The organism is Kitasatospora sp. NPDC093550, assembly GCF_044764985.1.
Taxonomy (GTDB): domain Bacteria; phylum Actinomycetota; class Actinomycetes; order Streptomycetales; family Streptomycetaceae; genus Kitasatospora.
Map to the genome: position 1 here is coordinate 43,309 of NZ_JBIWJF010000004.1, position 25,449 is coordinate 68,757.

Here is a 25,449-nt window from a genome sequence, read left to right on the forward strand (position 1 = left end):
CGCCGCTCACCGGGCCCGGGCGGTCAGGGCGGGGCGGGGCGCGGCGGTGCCCGCTGCGACGGCCCGCTCGACGGTGGCGGTGAAGGCGGCCAGGTCGGCCGAGTCGAGCAGGTGGCGCAGCTGGAGCTCGATGCCGAGCTTGCGGCGCAGCAGGTGGACGACCCGCAGGGCGGCGAGCGAGTGGCCGCCGAGCGAGAAGAAGTCGTCGGTGGGCACCAGTCCGCTCACGCCGAGGACGGTGCTCCAGACCTCGGCGACCCGGTCCGCCAGGCCGTCGGACCCCTCGGCGCCGCCCGACGCGGCCTGCTCGGCGGCCGGGGCGCCGGCGGCCGGGGCGGGCAGTGCCGCCAGGTCGACCTTGCCGTTCGGGGTGAGCGGCATGACGTCCAGCACGGTGATCACCGAGGGGACGAGGTGGGCGGGTACGGTGGCCCGCAGCCGCTCGGTCAGCTCGGCGGCGCTGACGGCGCCGGTGACGTAGCCGGCCAGCCGGCGGTCGCCGGGCGCGGGCTCGTGCACGGTGACGGCGGCGGCCTGCACGCCCGGCAGCCCGGCCAGGGCGTGCTCGACCTCGCCGAGTTCGACCCGGAAGCCGCGCAGCTTGACCTGGCGGTCCACCCGGCCGACGTACTCCAGCCGGCCGCCCTCGCCGCGGCGGGCCTGGTCGCCGGTGCGGTACATCCGGGTGCCGGGCGCGCCGTAGGGGTCGGCGACGAAGCGCTCGGCGGTCAGTCCGGGCCGGTGGACGTAGCCGTGGGCGACCCCGGGCCCGGCCAGGTAGAGCTCGCCGACCACGCCGTCGGCGACCGGGGCGAGCTTCTCGTCCAGCAGGTGCAGCAGCAGCCCGGGCATCGGCTCGCCCAGGTGCGGTGCGGGGCCGCTGATCGGCGCGGCGAGGACCTCGACGGTGCACTCGGTGGGCCCGTACAGGTTGAGGGCGTCGATGCCGCCGTCGGCCAGCTCCCGCCAGATGCGCTCGGGGACGGCCTCGCCGCCCATGAACAGCCTCGGCACCCGGGCGCCGGCCAGCGGCTCGCGCAGCAGCTCCCAGTGCGAGGGGGTCAGGTCGAAGTCGGTGACGGCGTGTTCGGCGAGCAGGGCGGCCAGCCGGGCCGGGTCGGCGCGGTGCTCGTCGCCGATGACGAGGACGGTGTCACCGCGGCAGATCCTGGTCCACTGCGGGACGGAGGCGTCGAAGGAGACGCTGGCGTTCCAGCCGACCACGCCGGGCTCGGCGCGGTGGGCGCCGATGGCCTCCAGGTTCGCCATCAGCCCGGCGACGGCGCCGCGGGAGACCTCGACGCCCTTGGGACGGCCGGTGGAGCCGGAGGTGAAGATGACGTAGGCCGGGTCGAGCGGGTGCGCCTCCTCCGGCAGCGCGGGCCCGTCGGCCGCGGCGTCCGGGCGCAGCACCGGCACGCCTTCGGCGGCCGGCAGGCCGTCCACGCTGATCAGGGCGGCCAGCCGGGCGTCGGCGGCCATGAGGGCGAGGCGCTCGGCGGGGTAGGCCGGGTCGAGCGGGACGTAGGCGGCGCCGGCCCGCCAGACGGCGAGCAGGGCGACCGGCAGGTCGGCGGTGCGGCCGAGGTGGACGCCGACCCGGTCGCCGCGGCCGACGCCGAGGGCGCGCAGGGCGCGGGCCAGGGCGGCGGTGCGGCGGTCGAGCGCGGCGAAGTCCAGGCGCTCCGTGCCGCCCGCTCCGGTGGCGGCGAGGACGGCGGTGCGCTCGGGGTGGGCGGCGACGGTGGCGCGCAGGCGCTGCAGCAGGTCGGTCATGGCGGGTCCTCAGAGGTCTCGGGCGGCGGCGGCCATGGCGTGCAGGGCGGCCGTGTAGGTGTCGATGAACTGCTCGGCGGTGCGGTCGTCGACCAGCGAGCGCTGGTGGTCCACGGCGAGCAGCACGCGCTGCGAGACCGGGTCCTGGATCAGCGAGGCGCCGAAGGCGAAGCTGTTGGGCTCGTGGCGCAGGGTCGGCTCGCAGCCGATCCGGCCGTCCACGATCCGGGCCGAGCTGAGCCGGCCGAGGGCGTGGAAGCGCAGGAAGCCGAACTGGCTGTCCAGCGCGGTGTCGGCCATCAGCCGGGCGAGCCGGGCGAAGGGCACCCGGCGGTGCGGCATCATGTCGAGCTCCTCCCGGTGGACCTCGCGGGCCAGGGCGAGCAGGTCCCCGGTGGGCTCGCAGCTCAGCGGGACGGTGTTCAGGAACAGCCCGTACACCTCGGTACCGCCGAGCCGCTCCAGCCGGCCGTTGACGGCCAGGCCGGTGGTGACGCGCGGCCGACCGGTGATGTCCGCGAGGGCGGTCAGGTGCGCGGCGAGCGCGACCGACTTGACGGGCACGGCCAGCGCCTCGGCGACCAGCCGCAGCTGCTCGGGCGCCTCCGGCAGCACCCGTTCGACGGTGCGGGAGAGCTCGTGCACGGACTCGCTGCCGGGGAACAGCTGGCCGCTGGCCCCGGAGAGCCGCTCGCGCCAGTAGTCGAGCGAGCGCTCGTCCCGGGCGGCCTCCCGTTCGACCACCACGAAGTCGCGGAAGGCGGTGCGCGGCGGCGGGGTGGGGGCGCCGAGCGGGTCGGCGGCGAGGGCGGTGTGGCGCTCCAGGATCTCGGTGAGCAGCGAGGTGAAGCTCCAGCCGTCCAGGATCGCGTGGTGCTCGGAGACGGTCAGCTGGAAGGCGTCCTCGGCCAGGCGCTGCACGGTGATCCGGAACAGCGGCGGCGCGGTGAGGTCGAACGGCGTCCGGCGGTGGGTGTCGAAGACCTCCCGGACGGCCGCGTCCTGGTCCGGCGCGCCGCGCAGGTCGGCGAACTCGACGGGCGCGGGCAGCTGGCCGTGCACGAGCTGCAGCGGTTCGCCGTAGCCGGACAGGTCGAGGCCGGTGCGCAGGACGGCGTGCCGGTCCATCGCCTCGGCGACGGAGCGGCGGAAGGCCTGTTCGTCGAGGTCGCCGGAGATCCGGTAGGAGTTGACGTTGTGGTAGCTGTCGGTGCCGCCGGCGATCTCCATGTGGAAGACCATGGAGAGCTGCATGGACACCATCGGGTAGGCGTCGGCGAGGCCGGGCGGCAGGTCGGCGCGGTCCTCCGGGGTGAGCAGGGCGAAGGGCTCGTGGGCCTCCGCGCCCCCGGTGACGGGCTGCGCCAGCGGCAGCAGGGCGGCGACGGTGGGGGCGTTGAAGACGTCCCGCAGGCTCACCCCCCAGCCGCGTTCGTGCAGCGCGCCGGCCAGCTGGACGGCCCGGATGGAGTCCCCGCCGAGGTGGAAGAAGTCGTCGTGGACGCCGATGCCGTCCACCCCGAGGACCTCCGTCCAGACGGCGGCGAAGGCCTCCTCCTCCGGGGTGCGCGGCTCGACGTGCCGGCCGCCGGTGGCGGTGCTGCGCTGGCCGGGGGCGGGCAGCGCGGCCCGGTCCACCTTGCCGTTGACGGTGAGCGGCAGCGACTCCAGCACGGTGTAGCTCGCCGGGACCATGTACGGGGGCAGCGAGCGGCCCAGGAAGGCCCGGACGTCGGCGGGTTCGCGTCCGGTGACGTACGCGGCGAGCCGGTCCTCGTGCACCGTGACCACGCAGGCGTCGACGTCCGGGTGGGCGGCGAGCGCGTTCTCGATCTCGCCGAGCTCGATCCGGAAGCCGCGCAGCTTGACCTGGAAGTCGGCGCGCCCGATGTACTCCAGGCCGCCGTCGGGCAGTCGGCGGGCGACGTCGCCGGTGCGGTAGAGCCGGGCCCCGGGCGGGCCGTACGGGTCGGCGACGAAGCGCCCGGCGGTGAGGCCGGGGCGGCCCCAGTAGCCGTGGGCGAGGCTGCCGCCGCCGATGTACAACTCGCCGGCCACCCCGGGCGGGCAGGGCCGCAGCCAGTCGTCCAGGACCTGCGCGGTGAGGTGCGGCATGGGCGCGCCGATCAGGCTGCGCTCGAAGCCGGCGCTGCCGGCCAGGTCGTGGGTGGTGACGTGGACGGTGGTCTCGGTGATGCCGTACAGGTTGCAGAGCCGGGCCGGGGGCGGCGGGTCGAGCTCGAACCAGCGCTGGACGACGGCCGGGTCCAGCGCCTCCCCGCCCAGCATGATCCACTCCAGGGCGGGCAGGGCGCGCGGGCTGCGGCGCAGCACGGGCTCCAGCTGGCGCAGCGCCGAGGGGGTGAGGCACAGGTGGGAGACGGCCTCCTCCTCCAGCAGCTGGGCGAACTCCTCCGGCGAGCGGCTGGTCACGTACGGGACGACGACCAGGCGGGCGCCGTGCAGCAGGGCGCCCCACATCTCCCAGACCGTCCAGTCGAAGGCGTAGCTGTGGAACAGCGTCCAGGTCGCCTCCGGGCCGAAGCCGAAGTGCGCCTCGCCGTCCGCCATCAGCCGGCTGACGTGCTCGTGGGCCACGGCGACGCCCTTGGGGCGGCCGGTGGAGCCGGAGGTGAAGATGATGTACGCGACGTCCCCGGGGCGCCCGGCGGCCGGCGGGCGGGTGTCCGGCCGGGCGGCCAGGTCGGCGGCCTCGGCGCTCAGGTCGTAGGCCCGCCACGGGCCTCGGGGCACCCGGTCCGCGCGGTCGGTGACCACCAGGGTGACGTCGGTGTCGCCGAAGACCAGCGCGGCGCGGTCGGCGGGCGCGGCCAGGTCGACGGGCACGTACGCGGCGCCGGTCTTGAGCACGCCGAGGACGGTGACCAGGACGTCGGCGGTGCGGTCCAGCAGCATGCCGATCCGGTCGCCGGGGCCGGCACCGGCGGCACGCAGGGCGTGCGCCAGACGGTTGGCCCGGCGGTCGAGTTCGGCGTAGCTCAGCGAGCCGTCCGGGTCGCTGACGGCGGGCCGGTCGGGGTGGGTGTCGGCGGCCCGCTCGAACAGCCGGTGCAGGCACTCACCGGGGGTGTCGGTGGCGCGGGGGGCGTCGGCGGTGCGGGTGGTCAGCCGCAGCACGGTGGCATCCGGGTCCGCCAGGGCCGCGGTGAGCAGCGTCCCGTACTCGGCGGCGAGGCGCCGGACGGTCTCCGGGTCGAACAGCTCGCTGCGGTACTCGGCCTCGCCGCGCAGCTCGCCGCCGGTCCCGTCGCCCGTCTCACCGGCGTCGAAGAGCGACCAGGTGAGGTCGAACTTGCTGGTGCCGTTGGAGCGGACCCGGCTGACCGCTTCGGCCGGGCCGAGCGCGAGCGGCGTGCGGTTCTCGCCGTGGGCGCCGAACACCACCTGGACCAGCGGCGGGTGCTGCGCGGTGCGGGCGGTGCCGAGGTGGTCGACCAGCTGGTCGAAGGGCACGTCGAGGTAGCCGTAGGCCTCGAAGGCGACGTCCTGGACGTGCTCCAGCAGGCCGCGGAAGGTCAGCGTCGGCGCGAGCCGCAGGCGCAGCGGCAGCAGGTTGACGAAGTAGCCGAGCAGGTGCTCCAGTTCGGGGCGGTCGCGGGTGGTGACGGGAGTGCCGATCACCAGGTCGTCGGCGCCGGTCCAGCGGTTCAGCAGCAGGGCGAAGGCGGCCAGCTGGACGGTGAAGGGGGTGACGCCCTCGGCCTCGGCCAGGGCCCGGACCCCGGCCGCCGTCCCGGGGCCGAGACCGAACTCCTCGGTGCGCCCGGCCGCGCCGCGCTCGGCCGGCCGCGGCCGGTCGGTGGGCAGCTCCAGCAGACCGGACGCGCCGTCCAGCTGCTCCTTCCAGTAGGTCAGGTGCTCCTCGTAGGAGGTGCCGAACTGCTCCTGCGCGTAGTCGGCGTACTGGACCGTCAGCTCCGGCAGGACGGCCTCCCGGCCGGCCACGGCCGCGCCGTACAGCTCGGCGAGTTCGCGCTCGAAGACCTCGGCGGACCAGCCGTCCCAGACGATGTGGTGGACGGTGAACAGCACCGTGGTGCGATCGTCCGCGAGCCGGAAGGCCTCGGCGCGCAGCAGCGGTCCGGCGGCCAGGTCGAAGGGTTCGGCGCAGCGGGCGGCGAGCAGCCGCTCCAGGCGCTCGGCCTGGTCCTCGGCCTGTCCGCCGGACCCGGACCCGGCCCCGGCGTCGGCGTCGGCCGCCGGGCGCAGGTCGGTCACCGTGAGCGGGACGGCGAGGGCGGGGTGCACCTGCTGACGGGGGCCGTCGGGGTGCAGCGCGAAGGTGGTGCGCAGGCTCTCGTGCCGGGCCACCACGGCGTCCAGCGCGCCCTGGAGCAGCGCCGGGTCGAGCGGGCCGGTGACGTCGAGGGTCCAGGGGGTGCAGTAGGTGACGGCCCGCGGGTCGAGGCGGTCGAGGAACCAGAGGCCGCGCTGCAGCCCCGAGACGGGCGCGGTGCGCCCCGGGTGGTCGGACGGGCTCACGGCCTCGTTCCCTTCGTGTGCGGTTCGGCCCGTCATCGGGCGGCCAGCCGTTCGGCGATGGCGCTCACGGTCCTGGCCCGGAACACCAGTTGCGGGGGGACGCGGGTGCCGGTCTCCCGGGACAGCCGCATCGCGACCCGGACGGCGGCCAGCGAGTTGCCGCCGATCCGGAAGAAGTTGTCCTCGCGGCCGACCTCGGCGAGGTCGAGCACCTCGCGCATCGCCTCGGCGACCAGCCGTTCCGCCTCGGTCAGCGGGTCGGGGGCGGCGGCCCGGCGCCCGGCGGGGGCGGGCAGCGCCCGGCGGTCGACCTTGCCGTTGTGGTTGAGCGGCAGGGCGTCCAGGACGTCGAGGGTGGCGGGCACCATGTGCTCGGGCAGCAGGGCGGCCAGGTGGTCGAGCAGGGCGTCCGGGTCGGGGGCGTCGGCGCCGACGGTCACGTAGGCGGCGAGCCGGCGGTCGCCCGGGGCGGGCTCGTGCACGGTGACCACCGCCTCCTGGACGGCCGGGTGGCGGGTGAGCGCGTCCTCGATCTCGCCGGGTTCGACCCGGAAGCCGCGGATCTTGATCTGGTCGTCGATCCGGCCGGTGACCTCCAGCAGCCCCTCGGCGTTGACGTACCCCAGGTCCCCCGTGCGGTAGAGGCGTTCGCCCGGGCTGCCGAACGGGGAGGCGACGAAGCGTTCGGCGGTGAGGCCGGGCCGGCCGAGATAGCCGTGGGCGAGGCCGCCGCCCGAGGCGTACAGCTCGCCGGTCGCGCCGGGCTCGACCGGGCACAGGTTCTCGTCCAGGACGTGGATGCCCTTGCCGTTCAGCGCGCTGCCGATCGGCACCGAGCCGCCGGTAGGTCCGGCCGGGTCGACCCGGTGGCAGGTGGTCAGGCCGAGGCTCTCGACCGGGCCGTAGCCGTTGGCCACCGCCAGGCCCGGGTGGTTCTCCAGGGCCTTGGCGACATGGGTGACGGAGGCCCGCTCACCGGCGGTGAAGGCGAGCTTGAGGCCGTCGTAGGTCTCCGGGAACTCCTCCAGCAGGAAGTTGAACAGGCTGGCGGAGAGCTGGAGCTGGGTGACGCCGTGGCGGCGGGTCAGCTCCGCGATGGTCTGCGGGTCGGGCCGCTGGCCGGGCTGCAGGACGCAGACACCGCCGAAGCAGAGCGCGCCGTAGAGCTCCAGTGCGAAGGCGTCCCAGGAGACCGGCGAGCACTGCAGCCAGACCTCCTCGGGGCCGAAGCGGGCGTAGTCCTGGCCGAGGTAGGTGGTGGTGAGCGCCCGGTGCGGCACCGCCACGCCCTTGGGGCGGCCGGTGGAGCCGGAGGTGAACATCACGCAGGCGAGGTCGTCGCCGCCGACCGGCAGGCCCAGGTCGTGCCCGGCGTACCGGGCGAGTTCGGCCGCCGAGGCGTCCAGGTCCACCCGGTGGCGGACGGTGAACGGCTCGGCGTCGTGCCGGTGGGTGACCAGCGCGGCGGCGCCGGTGTCGGCCACCGCGCCGGCCAGCCGCTCGGCCGGGAAGTCCGGGTCGAGCAGGGTGTAGGCGGCGCCGGTCTTCAGGACCGCCAGCAGCGCGGTGACCAGCTCGGGCCCGCGTTCGGCCAGGACGGCCACGGTGTCGCCGCGGCCGATGCCGAGGCCGGCCAGATGGCGGGCGAGCCGGTTCGCGCCGGTGTTCAGCTCGCGGTAGGTCACGGTCCGTTCGCCGGCGATCAGGGCGGTGGCCTGCGGGGAGCGGGCGGCCCTGGCCTCGAACAGGGCGTGCACCGGCACCTCGACGGCGGCGGCCAGGGTGCCCAGCCACTCCTCGCACAGACCGGCCATGGTGGCCGCGCCGAAGAGGTCGCTGTCGTACTCGAAGCGGCCGGTGAAGCCGGTGCCGAGGTCGTCCACCGAGACCGACAGGTCGAAGCGGGAGACCGGGTTGGAGTGCAGGGCGCGGGTGACCGGGTGGCCGCCGACGGTGAACGGCCGGGTGTCCAGCGGGTGCAGCTCCAGCAGCACCTGGCAGAGCGGGTTGCGGTCCTCGGGCCGCTCCTCCAGCACCGCGCTCGCGATGTCGTCGAAGGGCACCTCCTGGTGCCGGTAGCCGCCGATCGACACCTCGCGCACGTGCCGGACCAGCTCGCGGAAGGAGGCGCCCTCCTCCAGCTTCAGCCGCAGCGGCAGCAGGTTGACGAAGTAGCCGATCAGGCCGTCGAGTTCGGCCCGCCCGCGGACGTTCACCGGCGAGCCGAGCACCAGGTCGCGCTGCCCGGAGCGGCGGTGCAGGGTGAGCGCCAGCCCGGCGAGCAGCACCATGAACGGGGTGGCGTCCTCACTGCGGGCGAGCGAGCGGACGGCCTCGGCCACCGGGTCCGGCATGGTGAAGCGGTGGAAGGCGCCGCGGAAGGCCTGCTCCTCCGGGCGGGGGTACTCCGGCGCCAGCGCCGGGGCGGTCGGGGCGCCGAGCAACTGCTCTCGCCAGTAGTCGAGTTGGCGTTCAGCGGTGTCGTCCCGGTACTGCCAGGCGGCGTAGTCGCCGTACTGGACGGCGAGTTCCGGCAGTTCGGCCGGGCGGCCCTCGGCGAGCGCGTCGTACAGCTCCTGGAGTTCGGCCTCCAGCACGGCCAGCGAGCCCTCGTCCCAGACGATGTGGTGGAGGAGCAGCAGCAGCGTGGTCGCTCCCTCGGCCCGGAACACCCGGGCCCGCACCAGCGGTCCGCGCTCCAGGTCGAAGGGCTCCAGCGCGGCCTCGGCGACCAGCCCGTCCACCGCGTCGGCGGTGGTGTCGACGAGCGTGAACGGCAGCTCCACGGCGGGGTGGACGACCTGGCGCGGACCGTCCTCGCCGAGCGCGAAGGTCGTCCGCAGGCTCTCGTGCCGCTCGACCACCCCGGCCAGCGCCCGCCGCAGCAGCTCGGGGTCGACCGGGCCGGCGAAGCGGAACACCCAGGGCACCACGTAGGTCGGCGCGTCCGGGTTCCACTGGTCCAGGAACCACAGTCCCCGCTGGAACTTGGACAACGGCGCCTCGGTGGCGCCCGTGCGGACCAGTTCCGGGCGCTCGCCCGCGCTCGCGGAACTCACCGCGGCGGCGAACTCGGCCAGGGTCGGCGCGTCGAAGATGGTGTACGGCGACACCATGCCGAAGACGTCGAAGACCCGGCCCACCACGCGTACGGCGGTCAGCGAATCGCCGCCCAGGTGGAAGAAGTTGTCGTCGGCGCCGACTTCGGGCACCCCGAGCACGTCCGCCCAGACCGCGGCGATCAGCTGCTCGGCGGGGGTGCGCGGCGGGCGGCCGGCCGGCTTGCCCACGGGCGCGGCCTGTGGCTCGGGCAGGGCCGCGCGGTCCACCTTGCCGCCGGCGGTCAGCGGGAAGGCCTCCAGCGCGGTGAGCGTCGCCGGGACCATGTGCTCGGGCAGCCGCTCGGCCAGCCAGGGCCGGGCCTCGGCGTACTGCGGGGCGGCGCCGGTCACGTACGCGGCCAGCCGGCCCTCGTGCGCCACCACGACGCAGCCGGTGACGCCGGGGTACCCGGCCAGCACCTGCTCGATCTCGCCGGGCTCGACCCGGAAGCCGCGGATCTTCACCTGGTGGTCGCTGCGGCCGAGGAACTCCAGCGGGCCGTCCGCGGCGGTGCGGCGCACCACGTCGCCGGTGCGGTACATCCGGGCGCCGGACCGTGCGGTTCCGCCAGCCGGGTCCGCGAACGGGTCCGCGACGAAGCGGTCGGCGGTGAGGCCGGGGCGACCGAGGTAGCCGGAGGCCAACAGCGGCCCGCCGACGTACAGTTCGCCGCTCTCGCCGGGCGGGACCGGCCGCAGCCGCTCGTCCAGGACGTAGAGCCGCCGGGCGCCGAGCGCGCCGCCGATCGGCACCCGGTCCGCCGGGCCGTCCTGCTCGCCGGCCAGCCGGTGGGTGGTGGCGGTGACCACGGTCTCGGTCGGTCCGTACGCGTTGAGCAGCGGCACCCCGGTCGCCGCCCACCAGGCGGCGGCGGTGGCGGGCTCCAGCTTGTCGCTGCCCGAGATCATCAGCCGCAGGGTGCGCGGCACCCGGCCGCCGAGCGCCGCCACCACGTCCTGGAAGTAGCCGGCCGCCAGGTTGGCGACGGTGACGCCCTCGGCGTCCAGCAGGTCCAGCAGCTCGGCCGGGGCGAGGAGTTGCTGCTCCGGCAGGACCAGGCAGGCCCCGGCGGACAGCGCGCCGAGCACCTGCTCCACCGCCACGTCCACGGTCGGGCGGGCGAACTGCAGCACCACGTCCCGCTCGGTGAGGCCGAAGGCGCCGACCACGGCGGCCAGGTGGCCGGTGAGCGCGGCGAGCGGCACGTGGACACCCTTGGGACGGCCGGTGGTGCCGGAGGTGTAGATGACGTAGCCGGCGCCGGCGTCCGCCCCCTCCCCGATCGCGGTGAGCTCCTCGCCGTGGAGGGCGAGGGAGGCCCCGGCGTCCTCGGCGATCCAGCGGTTGCGCTCCTCGGGGGCCTCCCGGTCCAACGGCAGGTAGGTGGCACCCGCCCGCAGGACCGCCAGCAGCGCGACCACGTGGTCCAGCCGGTCGCGGCCGGTGACGGCGACCGTCCGCCCGGGGGCGAGCCGGGCGGCGAGGGCGGCGGTCATGCCGTCCAGCTCCCGGTAGCTGACGGTCCGCCCGCCGGTCCGGACGGCCGGCCGCTCGGGGAAGCGGCGGACGGCGGCGGCGAACGGCGCGAAGGCGGTGGCGGTGGATTCGGCTGCCGTGGATTCGGTGGCCGTGGGTTCGGTGGCCGTGGATTCATTTGCCGTGGATTCGAGGGGGAAACCGCGAGAGGACATCATCCAACCCCAGATCGTGAGATTAATCGGCGACGAAAGCGACGATAGGGGGAACCGGAAGGCCCTATCGGCAGAATGAGCGGAAGGAAATCGGCAGTTTCTTCATGCCGCTTCCCGGGCAGGCCGGAGCTACCGGCCGAGGATTCTCAGAATCCCTCGGGCGACCAGACGTCTTCCGTGTCGAGGGCCTGCGGAGCGTACTTTCCGAGCGAACTGATCAGCAGTCGGAGTTCCAGCGCCAGGCATTCCGCGAAACGCCGGAGGCCGGATTCCCGGTCCTCCGCGACGGCCAACAGCGCCGCGCGTCCGAGGCCCACCGCACGGGCCCCCAGCGCCAGGCTCTTGACCGCCCGGGCCCCCTCCCAGACCCGCCCGGAGACCAGCAGGCTCGGCGGCGGGTCGGCCGCCAGCCGGCGCAGGCACTCCGCCAGCGGCAGACCGACGTGCGGCAGGAACACCCCGGGCGCCCAGCCCGTGCCGCCCTCGGCGCCGTCCACCACGACGGCGTCCGCACCGGCCTCGTGCGCCACCCGGGCGGCCTCGGCCACGTCCCGGCCGGGGTAGAGCTTCACCCAGATCCGCACCCGCGGGTAGTTGTTGCGCATCAGCCGGATCTGCTGGCGCAGGATCTCCGCGGTGAAGGTGCCCGGGGTCGCGGCGCGCAGCACCCGGCCGTCGGGGAACAGCGGGTCCAGCCCGAAGCGGTCGCCGAGCGCGGCGGCCGCCTCGGGGTCCAGCACGGTCATCCCGCCCAGGCCCGGCTTGGCCCCCTGGCCGACCTTCAACTCGAAGGCCAGGCGGCCCGATTCGAGCAGCGGCAGGGCGGCCGGATCGCTGTGCACGAGGTTCCACACCTCGGCGTCGGCGTCCTCGGTGCTCTGCTGGACGGCCACGCCGCCGAGCCCGTCCGGGAGTTCCTCCGCGTAGGCGCGCAGCCGGCCGAGCAGCGTGCGGTCGGCGGCCTCGCCGAGCCGGCCGTACCCGTTGACCGGCACCACGTTCTCGCCGATCACCATCGGGATCCCGAGCGCCCCGGCCTGCCGGCTCAGGGCCAGCCCCAGATCGCCGCCGGCCGCCCGGGTGGACCCGGTCGCGGACACGTACACCGGCAGCGCGGAGGCGAACCCGCCGATGGCGGTGGCGAGTTCGACGTCCCGGTAGTCGGGCTCGCGGCCCAGGTCGATCAGCTTGGCGAGCCGTTGCGGCAGGAACAGCGGCGGGACGATCCGCAGCGCGTCCAGGGCGTCCGGCGCGCCGGTCCCGGCCGCCCGGTCCGCACGGTCGGCGCCGAACAGCACGTGCCCGTACTCCTCGGCGGGCGGGAACGCCGCCGCCGCACCGGCCCGGGCCCGCCGCCGGACCTCCTCCTCGGGAAACCCGGGCGCCGACAGGTCACTCACGCCGCCCACCTCGCTGCGCTCGGCAGGGGCGTTCGCCCACTCGCCCCTCTCAACGGTTCGCTCGCTTCGCTCCCTCACGCCGCCCACCTCGCTGCGCCCGGCAGGGGCGTTCGCCCACTCGCCCCTCCCAACGGTTCGCTCTCCCCCAGCCTCCGGCCGGGGGTACCCCCCACGCTCACTCACGGTGACACCACCCCCGCGACCTTCGGGAACGCGCTGGCCTGCCAGACCGCGTCCAGCCCGGCGACGTAGCGGGTGAGCCGCTCGACCCCGATGCCGAAGCCCGCGCTGGCCGGCACGCCCTCGCGCACCAGGTCCAGGTACCAGCGGTACTTCTGCGGGTTCTCGCCGGTCTCCCGCATCCGGGTGATGATCTCCGCGTAGTCGTTGGTGCGCTGGCTGCCGCTGCACAGCTCGCCGTAGCCCTCGGGCGCGAGCAGGTCGAAGTTCCGCAGCAGGCCCGGGTCGTCCGGGTGCTCGCGGTCGTAGAAGCCGCGCGAGCCCTTCGGGTAGTCGGTGACGAAGAACGGCCGGTCGCGCCGGGCCGAGAGCAGGGCCTCGCCCTCCCAGTCGAGTTCGGCGTCAGCGCTCTGCGGGTGCCCGATGCCGCGCAGCTCGGTGACCGCCTCGGCGTGCCGGATCCGGCCGAAGGAGCCCTTGAGCAGCTCGGCGAACGCCTGCGGGTCCCGGCCGAGTTCGGCGAACTCCTTGGGCAGCTCGCGCAGCACGCTGTCGACCATGTGCACCACCAGGTCCTCGGCCAGCTGGACGACGTCGTCCCGGCTCGCACCGGCGACCTCCACGTCCAGCTGGTGGAACTCGGCCAGGTGCCGGCTGGTCCCGGCGGTCTCCAGCGGCTCCAGACGGACGTTCGGGGCGATGCAGAAGATCTTGTCGAAGGCGAGCAGCGAGGCCTGCTTGTACAGGATCGCGCTGGTCATCAGCTTGTAGCGGTGGCCGTAGAAGTCGATGTCCACCTGCTTGGAGCCGCGCGCGCCGGGGTCGGTGACCGGGCCGATGATCGGCGGCAGCAGCTCGGTGAAGCCCCGGCCGCGCAGGAACTCGCGGGCGGCGGTGAGCAGCTGCTGCTGGATCCGGAGCGTGCTCCGGGTGGCCGGCGCGGTCAGGTGGCGGCCCGGATCGGTCGGGGGCACCGGGGGCTGGGGCGTGGAGTCGGGCATGGTCGGGGTCCTCTTCTCTCGGGGAGGGTCTGTCGGGGAAGCGTCGGGGGCGTGGGCGGCTCGGCGCGCGGTGGTCCGGTGCGTGGCCGGCTCAGCGCGCGGCGGGCAGGCCGCGGGGTACGGGCGCCGCGCCCGACGGCGCGTCCCCGCCGTCGTAGCGCCGCTGGACGTGGGAGAGCGCGGCCAGCAGCCCGGCCGAGCCGAGGATCGGCGGCCGGCCGCCCTCGACCAGTCCGGCGATCGGCATCGAGCCGATCGCGGACCAGGACAGCCGCCCGTCCGGGCCCAGCGAGCTGCGCGTGCGCCCGGCGTTGTCGGGGTGCAGGCAGTACGGCACGTCCAGGTAGCCGGCCGCGAACGCCCGGACCAGGGCCCGTCCGAGGTCGGCGTCCAGGTCGAGCACGGCGCCGATCAGCGCCCTGGCCTCGGCCTCGATGCCGGTGTCCGGCGGGGCGGCGGGCCGGGGGCGGGCGCGCTCGGCGGTGGCGGCCGCGGCGGCGGCCTCCAGCGCCCGCACGTTCTCGGCGACGGTCGGGATGCGGTGCGCCTCGGCCGTGGTCTTGACGATCAGCCGGGCGGCACCGCCGCGCACGGCGAGCCGCGCCGCGTCCTGGAGCAGCAGCCGGGCTCCGCCGGGCGAGCGCGGGTACACGCCCATGTAGGCGTACACCACGAGGTGCCGGTCGACGTCCGCGAGCAGGTCGTCCGCGATCCGGCCGAGTGCGGCCAGCGCCTCCTCGTCCTGCTGGGCGTTGGCCTGCTGGGCGTAGCTGAGCGAGATGCTGCGCAGCCCGTGCTGACGGAAGAACAGGGCTTCCAGCACGCTGATGGCGATCAGCAGCGAGGGCGGGCAGAGCTGGCCCATCATGCAGCCGCCGAAGGTCTCCAGGTGCGGTTCGGCGCCGGAGTCCCGCCGGGCGGCGAGGAGTTCGCAGCTGGTCCGCCAGCGGGCCACCGCCTCGTGCAGCGGGGTGCGGCCGTACGGCAGGCAGTAGGAGACCGGCCCGCCCTCGGTGGCGTCCAGGCCGGCCGCGAGCAGCGCCCGGACGATCCCCTCCGGTGCCGCCGAGCCGTGCCGGACCTGCACCGGGAAGCCCGCGTCCGCGACCCCGTGCAGCACCGCCCGGGTGACCTCCACCGGGTGGGTGGCGATCGGGTAGCCGTTGAGGCCCGCCCCGGCGGCCAGGGCGCGCCGCGCCATGTCGAGGTCGCCGGTGCGGGTGTAGCTGTCCAGCGTGATGGTGCCGACGGTGACGGCGGCCGCCCCCCGGGTGGCGAGCAGGCCCGCCCGCATCGGGGCCGCCTCCGCCATGCCCATCCGGGGCTGCACCACCAGCGCGCCGGCCTCCGCGGCCTGCGCGACGAACGCCCCGAAGCTGGTCACAGCAGGACCCGGGAGCGCAGCCCGTCGACGAACTCGCGGAAGGCCTCCACCGAGGTGCCCTCCTCGAAGACGGCGTCGAAGCCGGCCGCCAGCAGCGTGCGTTCGCGGTCGGGGTCGTCGGCCCCGGCGATGCCGAGCTTGCCGCCGATGACGGTCGGCGTGGTCCGCAGCTCCGGGCAGGCGCGCAGCGCGGGGGCGACCCGCAGGCCCTCCTGGTGGCCGTGCCCGTTGACGCTGCTGATCACGATCAGGTCCGGTTCGATCCGGCGGCATTCGGCGAGCAGCAGCGCGTCCGGGACGCAGGCGCCCAGATTGGTCACCCGGTGGCCCATTTCCTCCAGCAGGAGCTGCAGGAACACCAGGTTCCAGGTGTGCGAATCCGAGGCCGTCGTCGTCACGACGACGTCCAGCCCGCCGTGTTCGGCGTGTGCGTGCTCCACAACTCAGCCCTCATCGGTAGAGATCGGCGATGGAATTCCGCCGACGCCCGGCCGGCGGTCCGGGAGTTCCGGCGCGTGTTCCGCGACGGCCCGGCCCCACCGAGAACGTTAGGAACGCCCGGGCCGGGCAAGCGGCAGGTCCTGCGGCACCTTGCGGCAGAATCGGCGCCCGGCCGCGGCACCGGCACTGCCGCACGGCCGGCGCCCCCGGGACGCCGGGGCCGTCGCTCAGCCCGCGACGGCCAGCAGCGGGACGTCCCCGGTCGGGGCGAGCCGGAGGCCCGGCTCCTCCCGGACGAGGCGCCGGCAGAGGTTGAGCACGGTGAAGCGCACGCCGCCCCGGGCGGGCACGCTGCGGATCAGCCCGCGCGACAGCAGCTCGTGCACCGTCGCCAGGCAGGTCTGCGGCGCCCAGCCGCTGCGGACCACCGCGTCCTCCCCGGACCAGTCCGCCGGCTCGTCCACGAGGACCTCCAGCAGGGCGCGCTGACGCTCCGTCAGTCGCCGGATGGCGGGCTCCACCTCGTCCCGCACGTCGCCGCGCGCGCCGTACACCAGCGGCGGCGCCGCCAGCGTGAACGGGGAGGCCGCCAGCCGGGCCACCAGCTGGCCGGTGGACTGCACCAGCGCCCAGCCCGCCGCACGCTCCAGGGCGCCCGGCAGGCCGTCCAGGTGGCGGCACAGCTCGGCGACGGCCGGCGCCTCGGACCGTTCCAGGGTGTAGCCGGGCCGCAGCCGGCACAGGTGCGAGAGCAGCAGCCGCACGGCGCCGACCTGGGCCAACGCCTCCGGTTCGGCGTCGAGTTCGGGGGCCGGTACGGGCAGCGGCGCGAGTGGGATGACCTGGCAGCCGGGCAGCGGCCGGGCCTCCCGGGCGGTGATCAGCACCCGCAGGCCGGGGCAGTGGTGGAACAGCCCGTCCAGTTGCCCGGCGTCCACCCCGCCGTCGGCGCCGTCCAGCACCAGCAGCGCGGGCCGGTCGCCGATCTCCCGGACGAAGTCGTCCAGCAGGCCGCGCCAGGGGTGCGGGCCACCGCCGCAGTCGACCCAGCGGACCGGCCAGTGGGCGCCCTGGTGCAGCCGACGGGCCACCTCCAGGGCGAGCCGGGTCTTGCCCACCCCGCCGAGCCCGACCAGCGCGACCAGCCGGTCCCCGTGCACCGCGAAGGCGTCGGCCAGCACGTCGGTCTCCATCTCCCGGCCGACCATCGCCCCGCGCGGCACCGGCGGGGCGGCCGGGGCGGGGGGCGTCACCGGCTCGCCGGCGAGCGGGTGGCGGCGGGCGGCCTCCTCGAAGTCCGTGCGGCTGCGACCCTCCAGCCGCAGCGCGTCCGCCAGCAGCCGGACGGTCTCGTTGCGGGGGCGGCGCACCCGGCCGCTCTCCATGTCCCGGATCGCCCGCACGCTGAGGGTCGCGTGGTCGGCCAGGCACTGCTGGGTCAGCCCGATCCGCTCGCGCCGTACCCGCAGCAGCTCGCCGAAGCCCGCCGCCGTCCTCACCGCTTGCAACGACTGCCCGCTGTCCATGCCTCGTCTGCCCTTCCGTGGTTCGGACACTCACCGGAGGTCCGGTCCGACGGCTGCAGCACTGGGCACCCGCGCGGCCTGTGGTCCGGTCGCACGGGACCCGGTGATCAGGCTGTGGCCCGCGAACCGGTTCCCTCCGGTTCCCGATGCTCCAGGCTCGCCGTCTACGCCCGATCAACGGCCGATCACCGGCCCCACCCGCCACCTTCACGGGGGCCTCACAAGCGGACCGGAGCCCTGGCGGCGGGCGTGGTGCCGACTGCGGAGGCGGCCGGACGGGCAGTCGAACGAACCCGGGCGGGGAGCGAACGGACCCCGCACCGGAAGCGATCAGACCGGGGCACAGTCGGACCGAACCGGGCGGGATGGGACGATACGTGCCATGCCTAGCACGTCTCCCCCGGTCCGGGTCGCCGACGCCCCGCCCGATCCGCTCCGCCGTCTGCTGCTCGAACTGGGCGAAGCCCTGCTGGGCGGCGGCCTTCCCGTCCATGACGTCGAGGAGGAGCTCCACGGCCTGGGGAGGGCCATGGGGGCCCCGGAGGTCCGGGTCGCCGCCCTGACCAACGGACTGTTCGTCACCCTGTCCGCCGACGAGGGCACCCGGTTCCAGCCGGTCGGCGCCGCGCTGCGGTTCGAGCAGACCGCCGACGTCCTCCACCTGGTGCACCGGCTGCGCGCGGGCGAGCTCGACGGGCCCCGGGCGCTCGCCGAACTGGACCGGATCCGCCGGGCGCCCGCCCGCTGGCCCACCTGGGTCGCGGACCTCGGGGCGCTGCCGGTCGGCGTCGGGGTCTGCCTCTTCCTGCAGCCGGTGGCGGCGAACGTGCTGGCGGCCGGGCTCGGCTCGCTGATCGTGGTGGGCCTGACCGTCGCCGCCCGGCGGCTGCCGTACCTGCGGCCGCTGCTGCCGGTCACGGCCGGGTTCCTGGTCGCGCTGCTGGTCCTGTCGCTCGCCCGGGCCGGGCTGCTGGACGGCGCGCTGCGGACGATCGTGGCCACGCTGGCGATCCTGCTGCCGGGCGGGCTGCTGGTCACCGGGCTGTCGGAGATCGCCGCGGGCGCGGCCAGCGCCGGTACGGCCCGGCTGGTGTCCGGCGCGGTGCAGCTGGCGCTCTTCCTCGCCGGGGTGGCCGCGGCCGCGACCGCGATCGGCATGCCGGCCACCGCCCTGGCCAACGTCCAGGTGGCCCGGCCGAGTTGGTGGGTGATCGGGCTGGGGCTGGCGATCGCCGTGGCCGGGGTGGTGATCAACGTCCACACCCCGCCCCCGGCCATCCCGTGGATCGTCGCGGTGATCGCGGTGAGCGTCACCGTCCAGGTGGCGGTGGGCTCGGCGCACGGGGCGGCGATCGGCGGTCTGGCCGGCGCGGTCTCCGCCGCGGGCGCGGCCACCCTGGTGCACTGGCTGCCCGGCGGTCCGCTCTGGCAGGTGCTCTACCTCCCGGCGTTCTGGATCGTGGTGCCCGGCTCCTTCGGCCTGCTGAACACCGCGCAGATCGAGGTCGGCAACGGCGCGCAGTCCGTCCTGGCGGCCGTGTCGGCGGTGTTCGGGGTGTCGATCGGCACCCTGATCGGCTCGGTGGTCGGCCGGATCCCCCGCCCCTCCCGCGCGCTGCGGCGGGCCCGGGCCTGAACCGTACGGCGCGCGGCGGGCGGGCGGACCCGGCCGGTCACGGGTGCCGCAGCGCCTCGGTGAGCCGGTTCGCCGCCTCGATCACGGCCTGGGAGAGCTGGGCGCCGGGGTGGCGGGTCAGCCGTTCGATCGGGCCGGAGACCGAGACGGCGGCCACCACCCGGTTGGACGGTCCGCGCACCGGAGCCGAGACGGAGGCCACCCCGAGCTCGCGCTCGCCGATCGACTGGGCCCAGCCCCGGCGCCGGACGCCGCTCAGCGCGGTGGCCGTGAAGCGGGCGCCCTGCAGGCCGCGGTGCAGCCGCTCGGGCTCCTCCCAGGCCAGCAGCACCTGGGCGGCGGACCCCACCTTCATCGGCAGCGTGATCCCCACCGGGACGGTGTCGCGCAGCCCGGAGAGCCGCTCGGCGGCGGCCACGCAGATCCGGATCTCGCCCTGACGGCGGTACAGCTGGGCGCTCTCACCGGTGACGTCCCGCAGGTGGGTGAGGACCGAGCCGGCCGCGGCCAGCAGCCGGTCCTCCCCGGCGGCCGCCGAGAGCTCGCCGATCCGGGGGCCGAGGACGAACCGGCCCTGCAGGTCCCGGCTCACCAGCCGGTGGTGTTCGAGCGCGACCGCGAGCCGGTGCGCGGTGGGCCGCGCCAGGCCGGTCGCGGCGACGAGTCCGGCCAGCGTGGCCGGTCCGGCCTCCAGGGTGCCGAGGATCGAGGTGATCTTGTCGAGCACGCCGACGCCGCTCGTGTTCTGCATGGATGGGTACTCCGTCTCGAATCCCGCGAGCGGCGGGTGGGCAGCGCTCGCGGAGGCTCCGGGTGGGAAGCCGTGGGGGGTGTGGTCAGCGGGGGCGGGCCGGAGAAGTCGGCCGGTCGCCTGCGCCGGGCACGAGAGGGGTACGCGGAAGGGCCGGGGCGGGAAGCGCCCGGGCGAAGGACAGCACAGAGAGCACCGTGTCTCCTCATCTTTCCCGCGCCACAGTGGCGACAGGCCGGAGTTGGCACTGATCCCAGGCGGCGCGGCGCGTACTTCGGACGCCGAGTCGACCGGGGAGTTGCCGGGGCTTCGTAGGGCCGGTCCCTCCACCCCTCTGGATGATTCGCCAGGAACCATACAAGATTCCCCGGCCCGCCCGCCAAACCCTTTCCGCGCCCTTCCCCGCCCCTGCCCCCGGAACAGCCGCGCGTCGCCGGTCGACCGTTCGACCTTCAGCGCGTCAATCCCTCCGGCACCGAGCCGGTTCCGGGTACCCGCCGCCCCCCTCCCGCGAACCGCCCGGATCGTGGCAGAGTGGAGGAGTCGGGAGCGCGGCCTGAGCGGTGGCCGACCTCCCCCGGAGTCCTTTCCGAGGTCTCCCATGCCCGAGTCGTACGACATCCGCTCCATCGCCCGGGCCCTGGAACTGCCGGACGCGCGCAAGGACCTGCACGGCCTCGCCCCCGACCTGCTCCGCGGCGAACGGCCGGCCGCCTCCGTCCCCGACGGCTCCACCTTCGCCCTCCTGCTGGAGCACGGCGGCCGCCGGCCGCCGCTCACCGACGACGGTCACGGCGCCCGGCCGACCGAACTCGTCCTCACCCACCGCAGCCGCACCACCGAACCGTGGGCCGACCCCGCGCGCCGGCGCGTGCGCCGCTGCACCGCGGTCCATCCGGCGACGGCGGCCGCGGGCACGACCGTGGAGGTCTGATCATGGCCCGCATCGGAGTGGCCCTCTCCGGCGGCGGCTACCGCGCCACCCTGTGGGGCGTCGGCGCCCTGATGTACCTCGCCGACTGCGGCCGGCACAAGGACGTGGTGGCGATCTCCTCGGTGTCCGGCGGCTCGGTCGCCAACGGCGTGGTCGCCCACGAGACCGACTACCGGCAGGACCCGGGCGCGGAGTTCGCCGAGCGCGTCCGCCCGCTGATCCGCCACTGCGCCCGCACCGGACTGTTCTTCTGGGGGCCGTCCACCAACCGGTACGTGCGCTCGCTGTTCGCCCTCGCCGGCGTGGCACTGCTGACCCTGCTCGCCGGGGTCGCCGCCACCGCCGTGGACGGCCTGCGGCTGCTCTCCGGCGTGCTGCTGGGCGCCGGGCTGCTGCTCCTGGCCGGCGCGGTGCTGGTGTTCGAGCGGCGCAGCGCGGTGGTGGACCGGGCGCTGGCGCGCGAGTTCTTCCACCGCGACGGCGCCGCGACGGGCCTGGCCGCGGTCGAGCGCTCCGTCGACCACGTCTTCTGCGCCACCGAGCTGCAGAGCGGGGACCACTTCTACTTCTCGCCCGGGTTCGTCTACGGCTTCCGCTACGGCACCGGTGTGCCCGGCGGTCTGCGGCTCTCCACCGCCGTCCAGGCCTCGGCCTGCCTGCCGGGCGCCTTCGCCGTCCGGCGCCTGCCGACCGCCCCGCACCGCTTCCCGCCGCCCGCCGGGCCCACCGGGGCCACCGCCGACCTGGTGCTCACCGACGGCGGGGTGTACGACAACATGGCCGACGAGTGGCTGGTCGGGCTGCCCGAACGGGCGCGGCGCCCCGACCACCCGCGCGCCCACTACGACGTCGACGAGATCGTCGTGGTGAACGCCTCGGCCGGGATGACCTGGCAGTCGTTCCCCGCCTCGCGGTTCCCGGTGCTCGGCGAACTGCTGGCGCTGGTCCGGATCAAGAGCGTGATGTACGACGTCGGCACCAGTCTGCGGCGCAGCGAGCTGGTCCAGTGGTCCGAGCGGCTCGGCCGCGACGGCGGGCCGGCCGGTGCGCTGGTCCACATCGCGCAGTCGCCGTACCGGGTGGCCGACGCCTACGCGCACGCGGCCGACGCGGCCGGCGGAGGCGGCGGCGCGAGCGGCGCCGGGCCCGCTCCGGACCTCGCCGCCCGGGCGGCCCGCGCGGCCCGCGCCAAGGAGGTGCTCGACCTGCTCGGCGACGACCCGCAGCGGCGGGCCCTCTGGGCGGAGCGGACGACCAGGAGCCGCACCGTCAAGACCGTGCTGCGCAGGCTCGGCGCCGACACCACCGCCGATCTGCTGCTGCACTCCTACACCCTCGCCGCGTGCAACCTGCACGTCCTGCTCGACTACCCGCTGCCGCCCGCCCTGCCGGACCGCGCCTACTTCCTCGGGCTCACCTCCGGCTGAGGCGCACCGCGCCGACCGGACGGGTTCCGGTCGGCGGGGCGGGGTCGCGGACGACGGGGACCGCGGTTGCCGTCAGGCGGGCTTCCTGGTCGTACCGACGCAGAGCGCCCAGATGACGAAGGCGTCGACCGCGATGAGGACGATGGCCCAGAACGGGTAGTACGGCAGCCACAGGAAGTTGGCGATCATTCCGAGCGCAGCGACGACGATACCGACCGCACGGGCCCAGGTGGCACCGCTGAAGAGCGCCGCGCCCGCGAGGACGATGACGATTCCGAGGATGAGGTGGATCCATCCCCACCCCGTGGTGTTCATCTGGTACACGTAGTTGCGGGTGACGACGATCAGGTCGTCCTTGGTGATGGCCGAGATGCCCTCGAAGATCGCCATGATGCCGCCGGCGATCAGCATCACGCCGGCGAAGATGGTCCAGCCGCTCGCGAAGGGGCGGCGTTCGCCCTCGGGTGCAACGTGGCTGGTGCTGCTCACACTGCTGGTCATGACATCGACTCCTTCGGTGACGGCCGCTTCGCCGACCGCGATCGGGAGGGGGCGCCCCCACGAGGGGAGACGGCGCCCGCCCGGCCTCGCTCGCGGCAGAGCCGGGAAGCAAGCCCTACGTTTCACGGTAAGGCCGACCCGCGGTGCTGTCGTGGGCTGGCCGGCCCTCGCCCCCGGACCGGACGGCCCCGGGTGGGCCGCTCACGCAGGTGGCGCGGGCGGCGCCGGCGGGCCGGGCCGCGCGGCCTCGGTGGCCTCCGGCGGGGAGCCGGTGGCGACCCGCCCGGAGGCCGCGAGCAGCGCCAGGACGGCGAGCAGCGCGAGCAGGACCAGGACCAGCAGCAGGACCGTCAGCACGGTCGGGTGGTTCCAGAGGGCGAACACCAGGGCAATGACGAGCAGCGCCACGATCATCAGCGCACGCCGGTGGGCCTCGGTCCAGGTCCCGACCCTGCCGGTGCGCACGCCGTGCGCGTCGCTCCAGCCCGCCACCGAGTCCGCGGCGTGGTCGGCCCGGCCGCGGACGGCGCGCGGCAGCCGTCCCGCCCCGGAGAGGTAGGCGCCGAGGGCCACCACGACGCCCAGGACGATCGCCGTGCGCAGGCTGACCCGCAGGAAGCGCAGCAGCGTGTCGAAGACCGCCGCCGCCGCGGCCGGGGACTGCACGGCCGGGGGCAGGTGGTCGAGGTAGTAGTGCCGGGCGATCACCAGGGCGATGGCGACCAGCAGGCAGGCGCCGGCCGCGCAGAGCGCGGTGGTCACCAGGGCCCGGCGCCGGCGCCGCGCCAGCAGGACGCCGGCGGCGCCGAGCAGCACGGTGAGGACGGGCAGCCAGTTGCCGACCACGTCGAGGGCGTGCGCGGCACCCCGGATCTTGGCCAGCTTGTCGGACTGGAACAGCACCAGTTGCTTGTTCACCTCCGGGATCTTCTCGGCCGGGGTGAGGCCGGCGGCCACCAGTTCGTCCTTCAGCCGGTCGACGGCCGTCCCGACGTCGAGGGTGACGGTGCCGTCGCTGACCCCGATCGCCCCGCGGCCCTCACCGGTGAGCGCGTGCACCACGGCCGCGTGACCGGCGCGGTTCGCCTGGGTCCACACGGTGACGAAGGTGTCGCTGTGCACCACCTTGGTCGCGGCCCGCTCGACCACCTGGTCCACCGCGTCGTCCAGCTTGGGCCCGAGCGCCTTGACCGCCGAGGCCGCCCTGGGCGGCAGCCCCTGGGACTGCAGCCAGGCCGCCAGGTCGGAGGCGACGGCCGGGCCGTCGACCCTCACGTCCACCGCCTTCGTCATCCGGGCGACCGCGGCGTCCTGGATCGCGGGATCGGTCGCCAGCGGAGCCACCGTGGAGACGTACCGGTCGGTGTCCAGCGCGATGTCGTGCACCCAGACGGTGAGCAGCGACACCGGCACCAGGATGCAGGTCAGGACGATCAGCACGGCCGACGCGGTGCTCCTGAGGACCCGCGAGACCAGGGAGGGGCGCCGTGCCCCGGCGGTGGCCCCGTCGCGCGGCCCGTCCGGAGCCGGCTCCGGGGGTGGGGGTTCCAGCGGCCCGTTCAACAGCACTCCCGAAGGTCGACACGCGGCCTTGGCGCCGCTGTCCACCATTCACGCCGCGCGTGCCGCCGTCGGCTCGCCGGGTTGGGCCGCCCGGAGGAGCGCTCCCCGCCCGCCGGGGTCGCCCCGGCGGGCCGGCACCGCGGCGGTACGGCACCAGGCCGTCGGGTCACCCCGGGCAGGTGATCCGCGCGCCGGCGTCCGCGCCTAGCGTCGAGACGACGCCCGAGCCGGTGGGCCGGGCGACGGACTCCACGTCGGAAGGAGCACCGCCATGGCCGAGGACGACCTCGTCGAGACCGGGCCCATCGACTACCTGGTGGTCGAGTTCCCCGGCAACCGGATGACCGGGGAGGGGCTTCCCCTGCTGATCGACCTGGTGGACCGGGGTGTGATCCGCATCCTGGACTTCGCGTTCGTGCGCAAGGACACGGACGGCACCGTCACGGGAATGGAACTGGCCGACTTCGACGGCGACGGCCGGCTGGACCTGGCCGTCTTCGAGGGCGTCGGCTCCGGACTGCTCGACGCCGCGGACCTGGGCGAGGCCGGCGGCGTCATCGAACCCGGGAACTCCGCCGGGGTGCTGGTGTACGAGAACACCTGGGCCGCGCCCTTCGCCACGGCCCTGCGCCGGGGTGGTGCCAAGGTCGTCGCCAGCGGCCGGATACCCCTGCCGGATCTGCTGCAATCGCTGGACGCGCTGGACGACCTGGACGTCGGCGACGGAACGGGGACGCCGGGCGGCTCCGGTACCGGACCGTCCGCCACCGGGTGAAGCCGTCGAGAGGAGAGCTGGTCATGCCTGGACTGCTGCGCGGTATGGCGCGCACCGCCGTCGTCGCCGGAACGGCGACCGCCGTGTCCAACCGGGTCTCCCGCCGTCAGGCGGGTCGCTGGGCCCAGCAGGACATGGCGGCCGAACCCGCGCCGCCGCCCCCGCCCCCGCCCCCGGCCGCACCGCCGGCCCCGAGCATGGACGACAAGATCGCCCAGCTGCAGAAGCTGGCGCAGCTGAAGGACCAGGGAGTGCTCACGGAGGAGGAGTTCGCGGCGCAGAAGCAACGCCTGCTCGCCGGCTGACGACAGGACGCGGGAGGGCCGACGCGGGAGGGCCGGTGCCGGGACACCCCGGCACCGGCCCTCCCGCGGGCTCATGCCCCGGAGCCGGGGACGGAGTCCCGCTCGGTCCCGCCGTGGGCGGTCAGGGCGTAGATGCCGATCACGTCGATCGCGACGAGGGTCACCGCCCAGAGCGGGTACGAGGGGGCGAAGGCCATCTGGGAGAAGGCGTTCAGCCCGAGGACGACGACGCCCGTCCACCGAGCCCACTGCGCGCGGGCCACCAGCACGCCGTACGCCGTCGCGAGGTGGGCCACCGCCAGGGCCAGCATCGCCCAGCCCCAGGCCCTGAGGTCGCCGAACAGGTAGGGGGCCCCGGCGACGAAGACGTGCGACCGTGCGATCGCCGCGATGCCGTCCAGGGCGTTGAGGGCGCCCGACAGCACCAGCAGCACGCCGGCGAAGGTGAGCGGTCCGCTGCCCGGACGACCGGTTCCGCGGGTGCCGGCGGCCGGCTCGGCGCCGTGCGGGGCGGGGGCGGCCATGGTTGCCTCCGTGAGTTGTCGGGAGGGCC

17 protein-coding genes and 1 riboswitch are annotated in these 25,449 nt (G+C 75.4%); of the genes, 5 read left to right on the forward strand and 12 right to left on the reverse strand.

The window, feature by feature from the left end; genetic code table 11:
• Nucleotides 1-6: 6 nt before the first annotated feature.
• The 8 genes from ACIRD3_RS07475 to ACIRD3_RS07510 all read right to left on the reverse strand — a co-directional run bounded on the left by ACIRD3_RS07475 (nt 7) and on the right by ACIRD3_RS07510 (nt 17,004).
• Nucleotides 7-1,776: a non-ribosomal peptide synthetase gene (locus tag ACIRD3_RS07475; protein ID WP_402212922.1), complete on the reverse strand. Its 1,770-nt coding sequence runs from the start codon at nt 1,774-1,776 to the stop codon at nt 7-9.
• A 9-nt stretch (nt 1,777-1,785) separates the two neighbouring features.
• On the reverse strand, nt 1,786-6,279 hold the full coding sequence (locus tag ACIRD3_RS07480) for an amino acid adenylation domain-containing protein (protein ID WP_402212924.1): 4,494 nt from the start codon (nt 6,277-6,279) through the stop codon (nt 1,786-1,788).
• A gap of 32 nt (nt 6,280-6,311) precedes the next feature.
• Nucleotides 6,312-11,075, reverse strand: coding sequence for an amino acid adenylation domain-containing protein (locus ACIRD3_RS07485; protein WP_402212926.1), 4,764 nt, complete (start codon nt 11,073-11,075; stop codon nt 6,312-6,314).
• A gap of 143 nt (nt 11,076-11,218) precedes the next feature.
• Complete coding sequence (locus ACIRD3_RS07490) at nt 11,219-12,472, reverse strand: glutamate synthase-related protein (RefSeq protein WP_402212928.1); 1,254 nt, start codon at nt 12,470-12,472, stop codon at nt 11,219-11,221.
• Between the two features lie 179 nt (nt 12,473-12,651).
• Complete coding sequence (locus ACIRD3_RS07495; RefSeq protein ID WP_402212929.1) at nt 12,652-13,653, reverse strand: asparagine synthetase A; 1,002 nt, start codon at nt 13,651-13,653, stop codon at nt 12,652-12,654.
• A 91-nt stretch (nt 13,654-13,744) separates the two neighbouring features.
• Nucleotides 13,745-15,037 carry a methylaspartate mutase gene (locus ACIRD3_RS07500; protein WP_402212931.1) on the reverse strand — a complete coding sequence of 431 codons (1,293 nt, stop codon included), beginning with the start codon at nt 15,035-15,037 and terminating at the stop codon, nt 13,745-13,747.
• Entirely contained in the window at nt 15,034-15,477 is a 444-nt protein-coding gene (locus ACIRD3_RS07505) for a cobalamin B12-binding domain-containing protein (RefSeq protein WP_402212933.1), read from the reverse strand. Before ACIRD3_RS07505 ends, ACIRD3_RS07500 begins: the two co-directional genes overlap by 4 nt.
• A gap of 228 nt (nt 15,478-15,705) precedes the next feature.
• Entirely contained in the window at nt 15,706-17,004 is a 1,299-nt protein-coding gene (locus tag ACIRD3_RS07510) for a helix-turn-helix domain-containing protein (RefSeq protein WP_402212935.1), read from the reverse strand.
• A 382-nt stretch (nt 17,005-17,386) separates the two neighbouring features.
• Between ACIRD3_RS07510 and ACIRD3_RS07515 the strand changes: the two genes are divergently transcribed.
• Nucleotides 17,387-18,640, forward strand: coding sequence for a threonine/serine exporter family protein (locus ACIRD3_RS07515; RefSeq protein WP_402212937.1), 1,254 nt, complete (start codon nt 17,387-17,389; stop codon nt 18,638-18,640).
• A 37-nt stretch (nt 18,641-18,677) separates the two neighbouring features.
• Here ACIRD3_RS07515 and ACIRD3_RS07520 read toward each other — a convergent pair whose 3' ends face one another.
• Nucleotides 18,678-19,391 (reverse strand): IclR family transcriptional regulator, encoded by a 714-nt coding sequence (locus ACIRD3_RS07520; RefSeq protein ID WP_402212938.1) that lies wholly within the window; start codon nt 19,389-19,391, stop codon nt 18,678-18,680.
• Between the two features lie 202 nt (nt 19,392-19,593).
• Nucleotides 19,594-19,736: riboswitch (SAM riboswitch) on the reverse strand.
• 256 nt (nt 19,737-19,992) lie between these two features.
• Between ACIRD3_RS07520 and ACIRD3_RS07525 the strand changes: the two genes are divergently transcribed.
• Together ACIRD3_RS07525 and ACIRD3_RS07530 are read left to right on the forward strand one after the other, a co-directional pair.
• Nucleotides 19,993-20,325, forward strand: a complete 333-nt coding sequence (locus ACIRD3_RS07525; protein WP_402212940.1) for a hypothetical protein — start codon at nt 19,993-19,995, stop codon at nt 20,323-20,325.
• Nucleotides 20,326-20,327: 2 nt separating this feature from the next.
• Nucleotides 20,328-21,752, forward strand: coding sequence for a patatin-like phospholipase family protein (locus ACIRD3_RS07530; RefSeq protein ID WP_402212941.1), 1,425 nt, complete (start codon nt 20,328-20,330; stop codon nt 21,750-21,752).
• 72 nt (nt 21,753-21,824) lie between these two features.
• Here ACIRD3_RS07530 and ACIRD3_RS07535 read toward each other — a convergent pair whose 3' ends face one another.
• Entirely contained in the window at nt 21,825-22,253 is a 429-nt protein-coding gene (locus ACIRD3_RS07535) for a hypothetical protein (protein WP_402212942.1), read from the reverse strand.
• A 201-nt stretch (nt 22,254-22,454) separates the two neighbouring features.
• A complete protein-coding gene (locus tag ACIRD3_RS07540) occupies nt 22,455-23,693 on the reverse strand; it encodes a hypothetical protein (protein WP_402212944.1) in 1,239 nt (412 codons plus the stop codon).
• A 394-nt stretch (nt 23,694-24,087) separates the two neighbouring features.
• On the opposite strand from ACIRD3_RS07540, the gene ACIRD3_RS07545 reads away from it, so the two are divergent.
• Entirely contained in the window at nt 24,088-24,591 is a 504-nt protein-coding gene (locus tag ACIRD3_RS07545; protein WP_402212946.1) for a DUF6325 family protein, read from the forward strand.
• Nucleotides 24,592-24,614: 23 nt separating this feature from the next.
• Complete coding sequence (locus tag ACIRD3_RS07550; protein ID WP_402212947.1) at nt 24,615-24,896, forward strand: SHOCT domain-containing protein; 282 nt, start codon at nt 24,615-24,617, stop codon at nt 24,894-24,896.
• A 71-nt stretch (nt 24,897-24,967) separates the two neighbouring features.
• On the opposite strand, the gene ACIRD3_RS07555 is transcribed toward ACIRD3_RS07550, so the two are convergent.
• Entirely contained in the window at nt 24,968-25,420 is a 453-nt protein-coding gene (locus ACIRD3_RS07555; protein WP_402212949.1) for a hypothetical protein, read from the reverse strand.
• Between the last annotated feature and the right edge of the window lie 29 nt (nt 25,421-25,449).

Excerpts from the sequence above, each read along its gene's own strand:
- ACIRD3_RS07475 (WP_402212922.1), bottom strand. The coding sequence starts at position 1,776 with ATGACCGACCTGCTGCAGCGCCTGCGCGCCACCGTCGCCGCCCACCCC.
- ACIRD3_RS07485 (WP_402212926.1), bottom strand. The coding sequence starts at position 11,075 with ATGATGTCCTCTCGCGGTTTCCCCCTCGAATCCACGGCAAATGAATCC.
- ACIRD3_RS07495 (WP_402212929.1), bottom strand. The coding sequence starts at position 13,653 with ATGCCCGACTCCACGCCCCAGCCCCCGGTGCCCCCGACCGATCCGGGC.
- ACIRD3_RS07510 (WP_402212935.1), bottom strand. The coding sequence starts at position 17,004 with ATGGACAGCGGGCAGTCGTTGCAAGCGGTGAGGACGGCGGCGGGCTTC.
- ACIRD3_RS07515 (WP_402212937.1), top strand. The coding sequence starts at position 17,387 with ATGCCTAGCACGTCTCCCCCGGTCCGGGTCGCCGACGCCCCGCCCGAT.
- ACIRD3_RS07520 (WP_402212938.1), bottom strand. The coding sequence starts at position 19,391 with ATGCAGAACACGAGCGGCGTCGGCGTGCTCGACAAGATCACCTCGATC.
- ACIRD3_RS07525 (WP_402212940.1), top strand. The coding sequence starts at position 19,993 with ATGCCCGAGTCGTACGACATCCGCTCCATCGCCCGGGCCCTGGAACTG.
- ACIRD3_RS07530 (WP_402212941.1), top strand. The coding sequence starts at position 20,328 with ATGGCCCGCATCGGAGTGGCCCTCTCCGGCGGCGGCTACCGCGCCACC.
- ACIRD3_RS07535 (WP_402212942.1), bottom strand. The coding sequence starts at position 22,253 with ATGACCAGCAGTGTGAGCAGCACCAGCCACGTTGCACCCGAGGGCGAA.
- ACIRD3_RS07545 (WP_402212946.1), top strand. The coding sequence starts at position 24,088 with ATGGCCGAGGACGACCTCGTCGAGACCGGGCCCATCGACTACCTGGTG.
- ACIRD3_RS07550 (WP_402212947.1), top strand. The coding sequence starts at position 24,615 with ATGCCTGGACTGCTGCGCGGTATGGCGCGCACCGCCGTCGTCGCCGGA.
- ACIRD3_RS07555 (WP_402212949.1), bottom strand. The coding sequence starts at position 25,420 with ATGGCCGCCCCCGCCCCGCACGGCGCCGAGCCGGCCGCCGGCACCCGC.